This is a genomic window from Bacillus sp. FJAT-49711 (genome assembly GCF_018343715.1).
GTDB lineage: Bacteria > Bacillota > Bacilli > Bacillales > Bacillaceae_C > Lederbergia.
This window is the reverse complement of sequence record NZ_JAGYPL010000002.1, coordinates 836,309-849,345: the sequence shown is the minus strand read 5'-3', so window position 1 is coordinate 849,345 and position 13,037 is coordinate 836,309. Positions and strand designations below refer to the sequence as shown.

Here is a 13,037-nt window from a genome sequence, read left to right as displayed (position 1 = left end):
GGAATATAGTAGGAAGTATTTCCGAAAATGGTGGGAAATATGAAAAAGCCTTCTTCGATTGAAGGATTTTAGAGAAAAAAGTCACTTGGAAACATAGTTATAAACTTCTGGCCCGTTGTCGGATGTAATTTGGATTAATTGATGAATTTCTAGAAGAGGTTAGTGAGCGTCACGCTTATTTGATGAAATCTACATTAACTGATTCAAAGGAATTTCATTAAAATGAAAGAACCTGCCATATTTCAGTGGCAGGTTCAATCAGAAAATAAACTTATTATTTTAGTTCCCTCGTAATATACTGGCTGCTTACCCAGCCGGTTTTTCCATTTGATAGGTTAATTTGATACCAGGATTTAGAACTATCCATTTTTACGCTTCCATCTTTGTTTAAGACGATTGAAACATAGTCGTTCAGTTTCAGTTTGCCAATTTCCTTCTTGTTTGTGTTCGCTTCAGGTCGAATATTTAATTCGTCCACGTTAACCCTGCCAAGGTTTTGAACAGTTATATAGCTTTTATAGGCAACAAAGTTAATATTGTTAGTCCAATATGTTTTTCCATCGATCTTGGCTTTTACCCAGTAATCATTTGTTTTCTCGAGTAATGTGAATTGGGAACCTTTTTTCACTTCTTTCACTTTATCATTTCCACCTTTTGTACTGTGGAACGTGATAGATAGATTGGCGATTGCAGATATTTCATTTGGGAACACATCGCTTCCAGCAGGAATACTTGGGCGAGCGGGAACTGTCTTATTTGCAACAGCCTTGTCATAATATGCCTTTTTATAAGGTAAGATTTTCTCCATATGACTTGCAATTTTTTGTCCCCACTTCTCATCCGTCGCATAGTAAAAATTCATTCCTTCGCTAAGCTCATCAACTCTTACATTACCTAGCGTTTTTGCACTGAATCCTAAGTGGTAGCCGTTAAATTTCCAATTAGCAGGATTGAGATAAGATGATTTCATTTCAATGGCAATAAAGTCTATACCTGAATTGATAGTTGGAAATCGGTACGCACCCACATAAGGCGTTGCATCGAATGCTCCAAATCCGAAGAAATTATATTTTCCAAACGAAAGACTCGACGTTCCAAAAGCACTTTCGTGAATGGCGTGAGCAGCCAGATATAAGGCATTCACTCCATATTTTTTCCCCGAATCAATGAATACTTGCCCTTTTCCGTTTAAAACACTTTTTTTACCAGACTGCTTTTCATAATTAGCAATATAATTATTAATCTGCGCCGCGGTTACAGGTGATGGGGTACGCAAATCAATGAATTGGTACCCTGTCCGCCCGTTTAATGGATCGCCTGTTTTAACTTCTTGTAAATAAGACCCTGAAACATAACCGGTTTTCCCATTGTATTTAACTTTATACCAATTATTAGATGTTTTATGGGACGGGATCACAATTATATTTTTTGGCATAGTTAAAATTGGATCGTACATAGTATCAGCTGTTTTTCTTAAGTTTAAATCAGCTTTCACCCAAAAGGTTTTCTTCGGAATCGTCTCTTCCTTAATTTTTTCAGCAGGAGAATCTTCCTTTGGTGGTTCTTCTTTAGGTGGATCAACCTTTGGCGGATTTTCTTTTGGAGGTTCCACTTTTGGAGGCTCTACTTTAGGTGGTTCTACCGCAGGCTGTTCTTCCTCCTTCACCAATTTTACTTTTGTGCCTAAAATATAACCCGTTTTCCCTTCATACTTAATCTTGAACCATCCATTAGATGTTTTGTGAGTTGGAGTCACATTTTTCCCTTTTGGAATAGAAGCGAGTGTTTTAGACGAATTATGCGCATATTGTTTTAAGTCTGATTTAGTTATTACGTTGTATGTCTCTTTGGCGACCTGTTCTTCAGATGGGCTAACAAATTTCACAAAGCTTCCTATAGCGATATATCCTGTTTTTCCGCTAAAGTTTATCTTATACCAATTACCGATTCTCTGCTTTGATGTAACTAAAGAGCCTTTCGGGATTTTTATAAGGTTCGTAGAGGTCGTACTATAGGAAGAATAAAGATTCGTATCATTCTTTGCAAAGTACTTTGTTTGTGAAAAAGTTTTAGATGCGACTTTTTTAACATCCGCGCTTGAAACATAATAATTCTTTCCGCTGACAGTTACTCTATACCATGTTTGTCCAATACTATTCACAGCTTTTTGTGTAGAGTATACAACATTCCCCTTAGCAATCTTGCTGACTGCTTTTTTCTTCGTATCTGCAGTTGGACGAAGATTCGCTAGCTTGTTTGTTTCATAATATGTCTTACTCGTTTTCGTATACTTATAGTATTCTTTGACAAAATCACTATGAACCCATCCAGCCTTTGTTATCTTTTTCCCTTTCGAACTATACGTATACGATACTTTATAACGGACACCTTGTTTTGCTGTCGCTGTTACCGTTTTACCTTTCGGAATCGTCAGTATAATTTTGTCCTTTGCACCCGTACCACTTCTCATGTTTAAATTAGATGTCGTTTGCAAAGTTGTTTTCGGAATGCTTTGAGTCTTACTCGCGGCTTCCACAGCCATATGATTAAATGGAGACAGAGTTGTACATGTTAGTAAAATTGCTGTCAATAAAAATAGTTTCTTCACCAGCTTCATTGGTTCACGCTCCATTGGTTTAGTAGATTTATAGTATCTTATTACATTTATCGTCATTTTCCTCATAAAATCAATAAGATAAAATAAAAATATTCAACTTATTTTCCTCTATTCGAATATTCTTCACTATCTATCGTAAAGCTTTTTAGACCTAGGATTTAATATCAATGTAATTTGGGTAGACAAGTAGGTATGAGACTTTAAAAAGAAAGACAAAGACCTACTGTCTTATGAAATAGGTTCCACCTATAAGATGAAGATTGAATTCTCCAATGGTTTTCTACCACTGTCTAATAACACATTTGAGCAAATAGAAAATAGTGATCATTTTTATGTAGCGACCATATATTCAAATGAAAGATTTATAAGGGAGAAGTTCGAATGAAGGAGGTGGGGTTAAGAAACTTCAAAATGCTGGAAATATTTAGCGATGCCGGAGTTTTTCTTAGAATTGTATTTTTACAATAAATTTACATTCACTTAATTTCAAATTAACAACAAAGTGATATGTTCATACTAAGATAGTTAATCTTGGAAAAAGAGGTGTTTTTAATGTTTGCGAAGATAGCTAATTTACTTAAAAGTAAAAGTTTGGAACAAAAAACATCTAATTATCATGAATATGAAGAATATGGATTTAGTGAAGATACTTTTGAAAATGAATATGAGTACGTGATTGATCCCGGATTTACGGGCAGAACTAAGTTAAAATAAATGGTTTCATCTAGAAACACAATATCTAAAATCAATAAAAAGACATTATTCTTTCTTAAAAAAATAATGTCTTTTGATCTTTTTATTTGAATATATGGTCCACAATTCTTTCAGTTGCATTCCCGTCTTGAAAATCAAAAAAACGTTTTCTAAATGAAGAGATTTTATCACTGCTAAAGGATCTTTCTTTTATTAATTGGATGAGCGTATTCGTATCTCTTGCCATCGGACCTGGTATCACATCTTCATATTGATAATAAAAATCTCTACTTCGAATGTAATCCTCCAAGTCATATGGATAAAAAATCATCGGGCGATTTAATAAGCTAAAGTCAAAGAAAACGGTAGAATAATCGGTTATTAACATATCAGTAATGGCCAACAATTCTTCAATACGAAAAGCATCTTTTATGTGGAAAGCAAATGTAGAATCAAGTTGTAGATCAGTTTTCGTGTAAGGATGCAAATGGATTAGTAGGACATATTCTTCTTGCAAATGTTCCGCCATCATCTTCAAATCAAATGTCAGCATAAATCCAGTTTGATCATGACTTTTCCCGCGAAAGGTTGGTGCATATAAAATAAGCTTTTTTCCGTATAATTTCGGGTACACAATATAAAACCTCGATTTTATATCTTCAATTGCTTCAATCGAATAAAAATAATCAGTTCGCGGCACTCCTAATGGATATATATTTTCTTCAGGTAAATTAAAAGCTTCTGCATAGTACGGAATCACTTCTGTAGAGCTCACATACACCTTGGAATAATTACCATGTATTTTTATATGCTTTAAATATTCTTCACTCGGTCCGAAGGGCTTTCCAACTGTGCTTAAACCGAACTTTTTCATAGCACCTGCGCTATGCCACAGCTGAATAATATCCATTCCTTTACGAGGTTTAATAGCATAAATCGGGAAGTAATAATCATCAACGATAAAATAACGGGACGTAGCTAAATGATAGCATGCATTGATCATATGAAAAATATATTTAAATTTCCCGAACATCGAATTAGTAAACTTTCTAAATAATAGATCTCCTTTATACTCTGGATATTTTTCAATCATTCGTTCATAAATAAAGGCTAGATTATCCTTTAACACATTTGATCGATAAGAAGCATATGTCACTTTATATTGATCCACTTTGAATAAAATACAAAATAATCCATAAAAAGTTCTTAATATGTATTTTACGATTATAGTAGGCATCAGTCTGAATAATCGCATATATTACCTACCTCTCAACTTTAAGATATTCATATAAATGTATTCGATTTGCTTCCAAAGTACTTCCTGTTGATTTTCCTTTGAATAAAATATATCTAGGACTCTTTTTCTCTCTTCTTTAAACAGAGTCAAATCCTCCATCAAGTTATCAAGTTCCGCTAACAGTTTTTGAAAATGATTTACTTTTGGCCCAGGTGTAACATCAAAATAATTAAAATACATCTCATTCGACTTTTGTAAATAAAGCTCTAAATCATAGCAATAAAATAAAACGGGACGGTCTAATAATAAGAAATCGGTGTAGCAGCTTGAATAATCAGTCAATAAAATATCGGTATACTTCAGCAGGAGTTGCGGGTCATAAGGCATTTCACTAATATCAACAATACGCTCGTAAATCGATGGTACTTGGCCGGTGCTATACATATGGCGTTTGATGAGAAATGTATAGCCTTTTTCCCCACATAATCCATTCAATCTTTGAAAATCAAATACTAGATTAATATCCTTTTCCAGCTTTCCAAAATTCCGATGCGTCGGCATATATAAAATCACTTTTTCTTTTTTTATCCAATCTGGAATTTCCTCATCTTCTTCCGTCTTGTTGAAAAACACATCATTTCGGACCTGCCCCAGCTCCAAAACATTTTCTTTCGGGACTAAAAATGTTTCAGGATAGTATGAAGAAACAGTTTCACTCGTCGAAACGATATAATTTGTTTTAGCAAGATTGGTTTTGACGACAAATTTACCAAAGAAACGATTAACCGGATTTGGATCATGGAGCACCTTATATGAAAAAGTATTTTTATTAGCACCCCATACCTTTTTTAATCCAACACCGTGCCACGTATTGTAGGAAATCGCTCCTCCTAAAAAGGGTTTACTAAAGTCGTCATTTATCGAGTGTGAATGAATGACCAACTTCGCCCGTAACTGATAGTAAATCCCTTTTAATGAATGATGTATATACGCTTGAAAACCTTGTCTTAATAAATATGAAGTCACTTTGTTATTTTTCGAGATCCAAACACACTTAATATCAGGGTTTTTTGACATTTCTAAAAATAAATATTTTGTATTTCCCCTAAATCCTTGTCCATTTTCTCCACCGAAAACTACAAGTTTACGAGATTTGGGCACAAACTTTGATAAAAAATGGATCATCACTACGATCGTTCTTTTGCAGATCAGTCTGGATTTTTTTAACAGAGGTCGATTAACCGAGAGTAATATAAGAAAAAGTAAGATGAGTTGTACTGTCTCTATCATAAATTACCGCCTCAATACGCTAGGTTCCTTTGTCTCACAGCTTTCCTTACTTGCTTCCTAACAACTATATTTTGTCCGTCCAGGCATACTCCATCAGCCGATAATAATTGATTTACAACCTCCCCAACATGCTCTGGCTGCATAATAGTACTTGGATCCTCATCAGGAGCTAATATTTTTCGCAGTTCTGTTGCACATCGTCCTGGGGAAATGCAATATACTAAGATTCCATAATCGGAAAGCTCCTCTGATAATGTTTGCGACATATTGATGATGGCGGCCTTCGACGAAGCATAAGACAGCCAGCCAGGACGTGCTGAACTTCCTGCAGTAGAAGCTACATTCAATATTTGTCCTCCTGTTTTTTTCATAAACTTAACAGCTTCTTTCGTTATATTAAAAATCGAATGAACGTTAATACGATATGTTTTCTCCCAATCTTCTATTGATGTTTCAAGCAGGGATTTTGGATTGGCATAACCAGCAACATTAATCAGCATATCAATTGTTCCATATTTATTACCCATTTCCTGGATGACCCCAGCTACCTCTTTGTACCGTGTAAGATCAAGCCCAAATGCTTCAATATTTTTTGATGTGTTCATTAACAATGCTGTTTCTTCTAACCCTGATTCTGTACGAGAAATTAATATAAAATTCGCAATATCTTCTCGGAAACTCAAGGAGATTGCAATAGCTCTTCCTATTCCACGACTTGCACCTGTGATAATACAAGTTTTTTGCATGATCAATCCTCCATTAAGATAGATTCTTTGTATATCGCTTCTGCAATTTTCCGATCAATAGGTTTTGTGATTTTTATATTTACCTCACTGCCTTTTAATATTGTGATCTCTGATTGAAAGTAATGAAAAAGTAAACTTGCATCCTCCGTAAATTCTAGCCTGTCCTCACGTGCACACTCATGGGCATATAAAAGCTTTTTCCGTTGAAATTTATGTGGCAATTGTACATTCACTAGCTCGTCCCGCTCCAAATTCCCTTCTATAACTGATTTTCCTTGTAAAACAGTGAAAGGAATATCCAATCCATAAATGGCATTTTCATTATTCTCTAGAATCAGTCTACGGAATTCTTCAATAGATGCAAAAGGGCGAACTGCCTCATGAATAATCACATGTTCGTATGCTGCTCTCAAAAGACCTTTATAAACAGATTCCTGTCTTGAACTCCCACCCTCAATACAACTGATTGGAGTGGAAAAACTATAATCATGAATAATTTCTTGTGTTTTACATACAAACTCCTTCGGGCAAGGAATAATAATTTCTTTAATTTCTTCAATCAAATCTACTTTTTCCAGTACATGAATAAAAATCGGCTTTCCCGCAAGCAGAAGAAATTGTTTTGGGATATTTATTTCCATACGTTTGCCGATTCCACCGGATAACAAGATAAAACTGTAGTTTGGCATAACTCCCCTCCTGTTCAGTCCTCAAGAATAAAATCATTATAGCACCAGAAATAACGCGAAAATTGACAAACGTACGACAGAAGGCGACTCTTTTTTCGAGGCTTGTCTATATTTGTGTTTTTTTCTATATATTTCCTTATGAAAAGGGATTAAAATAGAAGTATTGATTATTAAGAGAGAAGGTAGTTTATGAGGCTAAGAGTTTCGATATTTTCATTCGTCTTCTTTATTTTTTTTATGTTCTTTTCAGTTGCATCTGCTGAAGAACTTCACGTAGAACCGAAGATTTCGAAGTTTAGTACAGAAAGTCTATTTGACGAAAATAGGGAATTCAATAAAGACGAACTAGTAATAAAATTTAAATCTTCCATTACTCCATCAAAAAAGCAAAAAATTCTTCAAACCTTTAAAGGAACCGAGACATCCATTCTTGCAGGTGGAACATTTTCTCTCGTTACTTTTCAAGAAAAACGCGATCTAATCAAAATTGCAGAAGATTTACTTACATACAAAGACGTTGAATTTGTTGAACCAAATTATAAAGTAGAAAAGGGATTTACTCCGAGTGACCCTGGCTATAAAAATCAGTGGTATTTGAAAAAAATTCAAATGCCAAAAGCTTGGGATATTACAAAAGGGTCGGCCCAGATTACGGTCGCAGTCATTGATGCCGGCGTTCAAACAACTCATCCCGATTTAAAAGGAAAAATTGTCTCACCTTACAATGCGGTCACTGGCGGAAAAACCTTTACCCCTCATCCACATGGAACACATGTAGCCGGCATCATCGCCGCTTCCATGAACAAAGCAGGGGTTGCTGGAATTGCACCCAATGTTAAAATTATGCCAATTAACGCCTTTTATGGTGATCAAGCTGATATGTATGACGTAGCGTTAGCTCTTGTATATGCTGCAGATAAAGGCGCTGACATAGTCAACATGAGTCTTGGTGGTGAAGCGTATAGTTATGTTTTGGATTACGCTGCTGAATATGCCAAGAGTTCTGGAGTTGTTCTTATTGCTGCTGCTGGGAACAGCAATACTTCCAGGTACACTTATCCTGCTGCCTTATCATCCGTATTAGGAGTCAGCGCAACGAATAAAAGTGACGGAATTACAGATTTCTCAAATTACGGTTACTATATAGATCTGGCCGCTCCGGGACAGGATATTTATTCAACCGTTACAGGAAGCTCCTATCAAAATATGAATGGAACTTCCATGGCTTCACCTGTTGTTTCAGGGGTAGCTGCATTAGTTTTATCTAAAAATCCATTACTAAGCGCAGATCAAGTCTATGATATTTTAAAAACCTCTTCAGTAGATTTAGGTTCTAAAGGCTGGGATTATTATTACGGTTACGGGCGTGTCGATGCATATAAAGCTCTTCAAAAAACTCCTAATCCGATTTCCAGTATTAGTTTAAATACTAATTTTACAGTAGATGGTAAAAAGAAAAACTCCATTTCCTTCTCTGTACAGAAAGGAGCAAAGCTATCACTTTATGTCCAAGATTCTAAAGGCAAAACGGTAAAAACGTTAGTAAGCTCTAAAGTATGGAATCAATCTAAAGTATCGGCATCTTGGGATGGAAAACAAAGTAATGGCATTTACGCACCATCAGGCAACTATAAGGTTGTAGCCAAATTAACAAACGGTAAGAAAACAATCAGTAAAACAAAAGCATTCAAAATCAGTAATAAAATCAAAATTGCCGTAAATATGAAGACCTCCACTGTCTTCTCACCTAAGATGAATAGCAAGTTGACGATTTCCTACAATTTAAATAAACCTGGAAAAATAACAGCGAAAATCTATGACAATAAAAATAAACTTGTTAAGACACTATTAAATAATAAGTCTACAGGTGTTGGAGATAAGAAACTAACATGGGATGGGAAAAACAGCAAAGGTAAATTAGTGAAAGATGGGACTTACAAGTTAGTCGTTTCAGCGACTGATTCTGCAAGAGTCAAATCGAAAAATGCAACTATGTCTATAAAGGTTGATACAGTCAAACCTACTGCCAAGATTTCTCTATCCGGATCGACCTACAAACTAGACGGCAAATCAAAACCAGTTTTAAAAGTTACTGTAAAAGAAAAAGTAAATATGACGACTTACGTCGTGACCGAAAAAGGTAGCAAAGTAAAACGAATAACTAATAATAAATCCTACAACAAAGGAACCATTACATTAAATTGGAATGGTAAAAATGATAAAGGGAATTATGTTGCGGAAGGAAAGTATTATTTACTTGTTGAAGTAAAAGATGCTGCCAGCAACAAATTGTCAAGTAAGTCAAAAACATTCAACTTGCAAAATTGGATCAAGCCAACAATTCAGGCGACAAAAGATATTGTTTATAAGGCATCCGGTAATACCTCCTATGATTATACAATTAGCAAAGCTGGTAAAGTAACGGTGCAAATATTAAGAGATGGAAAAGTGGTTAGGACCATTCAGTCTGGAGTTTCTAAGGCGGCTGGAACACAAAAATTTGTGTTTAATGGGAAAGACCAAGCTGGGAAAATATTGGCAGATGGTAAATATCAATATAAAATTACTGTTGTTGATAAATATAAGAATTCTGGATTTTATACAGGGAATCTTACAGTAGCATTAACAAAGGTTTCAATTGAATACCCTTCAATAGTAGAATATGATGATCGTTATTATGCAGAATTTGCTAGTGAAGTATTTTATAAACTATCACATGCTGCAACCGTAACGATTGAAATCTTTGATAGTTACAATGATAAAGTAAGAACGATCGTGAAGAATTCTGCCCGAAAAGCAGGCATTAATTCTTTTAAATGGGATGGTTTTGATGATGATGGATATTATCCATATGACGATTCTTATGTATATGTCATTAAAGCAACGAATGCTGATGGTACTGTAACGACTGTGAAGGGAAAGATTACAAATGAAGAAGATCCAACTTGGCTTGTATCCCACATTCCTTCATTCACTTCCTCGGATGAATATTACTGGAAAAATACAGCATTAAATCTTGAAATTACACTGAAAGAGGCCATAGATTTAAGCCTTTATGTTTACGATGGTTATTACAATGAAACATTGCTAGATTCTAAAACTTATAAGCTATCAAAAGGAACAAATAAAATAACCTACAAAAAGGTAAGTACTGACGATTTATACTATATTCTTCAATATAAGGATAAACTAGGCAACAAGTATCATTATGGGCTTGATGAATATTATAGTAGTTATTCAATGAACAATAAGAAACAGTCGGTTGATGAAAATCAACCAATCATAAAAAAACAATTGAAGTAAACACAAAATCCGAATTTAGACACGGTTAAACTTGTCTGAAATTCGGATTTTTTTATATACTTTTAGCGTTATAACCTTTTATTTTATTATTTTTTGTACGCTTTCGTATATTACTAAACTTTTATTTAAATTTATCATGATCCTCTCTTGATAACGGTAGTCACCTGGGACATTACCAAGAGAAACGGTAAAAGGCAGTCGGCCTTGGCGCTATCTCTCCAATATCGAGCACTAATTCTAGATAAAAAAGCCCCAAATGAGAAAAAATTTCTGCAAACGTGGCTAGAGTTTTTGTGATTTTTATTTTAAATGTCTAATGAAAATTCACACGCCTTGTTGTTTCCTGTTCTAACTATAACAACTGTTTTACTTTCATTTGCCCAAATGCCAATCTTAAACTAATAGTTTAGTTAGTTTCATTGGACCTGATTTTTTGGATACATTAACATTATAGGATTTTGCTTTTGCAAGTGGTTTATAATCCTTTGAAGTTATAGTATATTTATTTTGCTTTTTATCATATTTAACAGCTCCACCGAACTACTTTACAGCATCATTCAACGGTACATAGGTCTTATTATTTATAACTTTTACGTTTGTAGCTTTCGTTTTTCCATTGAACCACACTGAAACTTTTGGAGCTGCCATTCTCCCTAGACTAAATAACGCTATGCCATTAATCCCATAAATAGTGCTTTTTTCCTCATTATGTGCCCCATTCTATAATACCTTCTTTTTTTACAAGCTGGTTTTCGGGAGTGAGAGAAAATTGGTATTGTTTTTCTCTTACTCTTAAAATCGCCTCTTAATCATAAATTCATTTTAAGAGGTATTATTGCCTTCTATCTTCTTGCTTTCATTCACTAGAGGAGATATCCATATCATACATAATTATATTCCATTCAATAAGTCAACCCAATTATTTGCATATCCTTCTACGCTAAAGCGTCTATTTATATCCAAAGCATTTTTTGCAAGTTCTTGCCTTAATTTTGGATTTTCCATTATCTTAATTATTTTCTCAGCTAAGTCTTTAAGATTTCCTTTTTCAACGAGATAGCCGTCGATACCGTCTCTAATAATATCCTTTGGACCGTATTTTAAATCAAAAGATACGACAGGGGTCCCTGACGCTAAACTTTCGGTGAGAACCATACCAAACCCTTCGAAATCCGAAGTTAAGATGGAGCAAGCCGCGCTTTTATAAATAAAATTGGCCTCTGATGTAAACCCTTTGAGCTTAATATTGTTTTCCAAGTTCAATTCCTTTATTAAACGCTTCAATTCACCTTCTAATTTACCAAATCCATAAATATGGTACTCAGCGGTTGGAATTTTATCAACAACAAGTTTAAAGGCTCTAATGGCGAGATCAAGCCTTTTTTGAGATTCGTAACGTGCAAGCGTTACTGCTAGATTTGAGTTGTATTGCTCTTTAAAATCTTTTTCAACGCTTTGATTTACTTGTTTTGCTGGATGAGGAATAACAGAAAATTTATTTTCACTTACTTTGTATAAACTTTCAATGTCATTTTGTTGTTCTTCTGTTAAGAGAACCACTTTATCAATACTTTGAAGATTATTAAATAATTCATCATACTGCTTTTTTACTTCTGAACCAAAAGTATAAGGAGCTTTCAAATGATTATTGTGAATAACAGCAATTTTTTTTGCATCTTTATTTTTCACTTTCATTGCCAAGCTATCTAATTGCCTTCTATCAACCATTATTACGGGATTTTCGATATTCAGTAATTCGCCATCTAGCCACTGACGTTGAAATTCTACTAGCGATCTAAATTCCTTAGGTTGTTTATCGAATATTATTATTTTTGATTCTTCTCCAGTTTTTGGATTTATCCAAACAGATAAGTAACATTTCCCTTTTTTATCGAAGTACCTTTCAAGTCGGGGTTTATTTAATGTAATATCCATATGTTTTATACAAGTAACACGGCCTCTGGAATCAAGCTCTATACGTTTAATTCGCTGACGAGATTCATCCATATAATCGATAAACACTAATCTCCCATCATTGGTAAATCTCTTGTACTTAACATACAATCCGTCTTTATAGTAACGATATGAAAGTTGAGCCTGTTTTTTATCCCTTATTTCGACTAGACCTCTTTCTTTCGTTTTTAATTCACTTTTTTTAATTTTAATTCTTTTCCCCTGGGGTTTTATACCTTCAAACAAATTCATTACTTTTACTTTCGGATCCAATAAACCTTTTTGATATAACTTTTTAATGATATTTTCGTGATTATGCTGAATCAGAAAGGTGAAAATAAAAACATTGTCGAATTTCTTTGCTAATGTATTAGCCCTAGTTAAAACTGCCTTTGTAACTCCCCCTCTAACAACATCCAGTGAATTGATCAGTATGATAGGTGTATTTTGGCTCACAGAATATCCCCTTCTCAAAAAAGCTTTATTTTCATTTAATAAATAGTCCCTAA

General features: G+C 34.3%; 9 protein-coding genes. 3 read left to right on the top strand and 6 right to left on the bottom strand.

Features of this window, described 5'->3' with window-relative positions; translation table 11 throughout:
* Positions 1–274: 274 nt before the first annotated feature.
* Entirely contained in the window at positions 275–2,617 is a 2,343-nt protein-coding gene (locus tag KHA96_RS11675) for an SH3 domain-containing protein (protein ID WP_213129456.1), read from the bottom strand.
* A gap of 253 nt (positions 2,618–2,870) precedes the next feature.
* Here KHA96_RS11675 and KHA96_RS23245 point away from each other — a divergent pair, with 253 nt between their 5' ends.
* Together KHA96_RS23245 and KHA96_RS11670 are read left to right on the top strand one after the other, a co-directional pair.
* Complete coding sequence (locus KHA96_RS23245) at positions 2,871–3,002, top strand: hypothetical protein (protein WP_283248450.1); 132 nt, start codon at positions 2,871–2,873, stop codon at positions 3,000–3,002.
* Between the two features lie 167 nt (positions 3,003–3,169).
* A complete protein-coding gene (locus KHA96_RS11670; RefSeq protein WP_213129455.1) occupies positions 3,170–3,331 on the top strand; it encodes a hypothetical protein in 162 nt (53 codons plus the stop codon).
* Between the two features lie 82 nt (positions 3,332–3,413).
* Here KHA96_RS11670 and KHA96_RS11665 read toward each other — a convergent pair whose 3' ends face one another.
* The 4 genes from KHA96_RS11665 to KHA96_RS11650 are packed head-to-tail and all read right to left on the bottom strand — an operon-like array spanning position 3,414 to position 7,272.
* Positions 3,414–4,547, bottom strand: a complete 1,134-nt coding sequence (locus KHA96_RS11665; RefSeq protein ID WP_213129454.1) for a CDP-glycerol glycerophosphotransferase family protein — start codon at positions 4,545–4,547, stop codon at positions 3,414–3,416.
* 21 nt (positions 4,548–4,568) lie between these two features.
* Entirely contained in the window at positions 4,569–5,837 is a 1,269-nt protein-coding gene (locus KHA96_RS11660) for a CDP-glycerol glycerophosphotransferase family protein (RefSeq protein ID WP_213129453.1), read from the bottom strand.
* A gap of 11 nt (positions 5,838–5,848) precedes the next feature.
* The gene (locus KHA96_RS11655; RefSeq protein ID WP_213129452.1) at positions 5,849–6,583 is read right to left on the bottom strand and encodes an SDR family oxidoreductase; all 735 of its coding nucleotides are present in this window, start codon (positions 6,581–6,583) and stop codon (positions 5,849–5,851) included.
* A 2-nt stretch (positions 6,584–6,585) separates the two neighbouring features.
* A complete protein-coding gene (locus KHA96_RS11650) occupies positions 6,586–7,272 on the bottom strand; it encodes an IspD/TarI family cytidylyltransferase (protein WP_213129451.1) in 687 nt (228 codons plus the stop codon).
* Positions 7,273–7,461: 189 nt separating this feature from the next.
* Here KHA96_RS11650 and KHA96_RS11645 point away from each other — a divergent pair, with 189 nt between their 5' ends.
* Positions 7,462–10,575, top strand: coding sequence for a S8 family serine peptidase (locus KHA96_RS11645; RefSeq protein WP_213129450.1), 3,114 nt, complete (start codon positions 7,462–7,464; stop codon positions 10,573–10,575).
* A gap of 891 nt (positions 10,576–11,466) precedes the next feature.
* Here the strand turns inward: KHA96_RS11645 and KHA96_RS11640 are convergent.
* Entirely contained in the window at positions 11,467–12,984 is a 1,518-nt protein-coding gene (locus tag KHA96_RS11640) for a glycosyltransferase (protein WP_213129449.1), read from the bottom strand.
* Positions 12,985–13,037 lie beyond the last annotated feature (53 nt).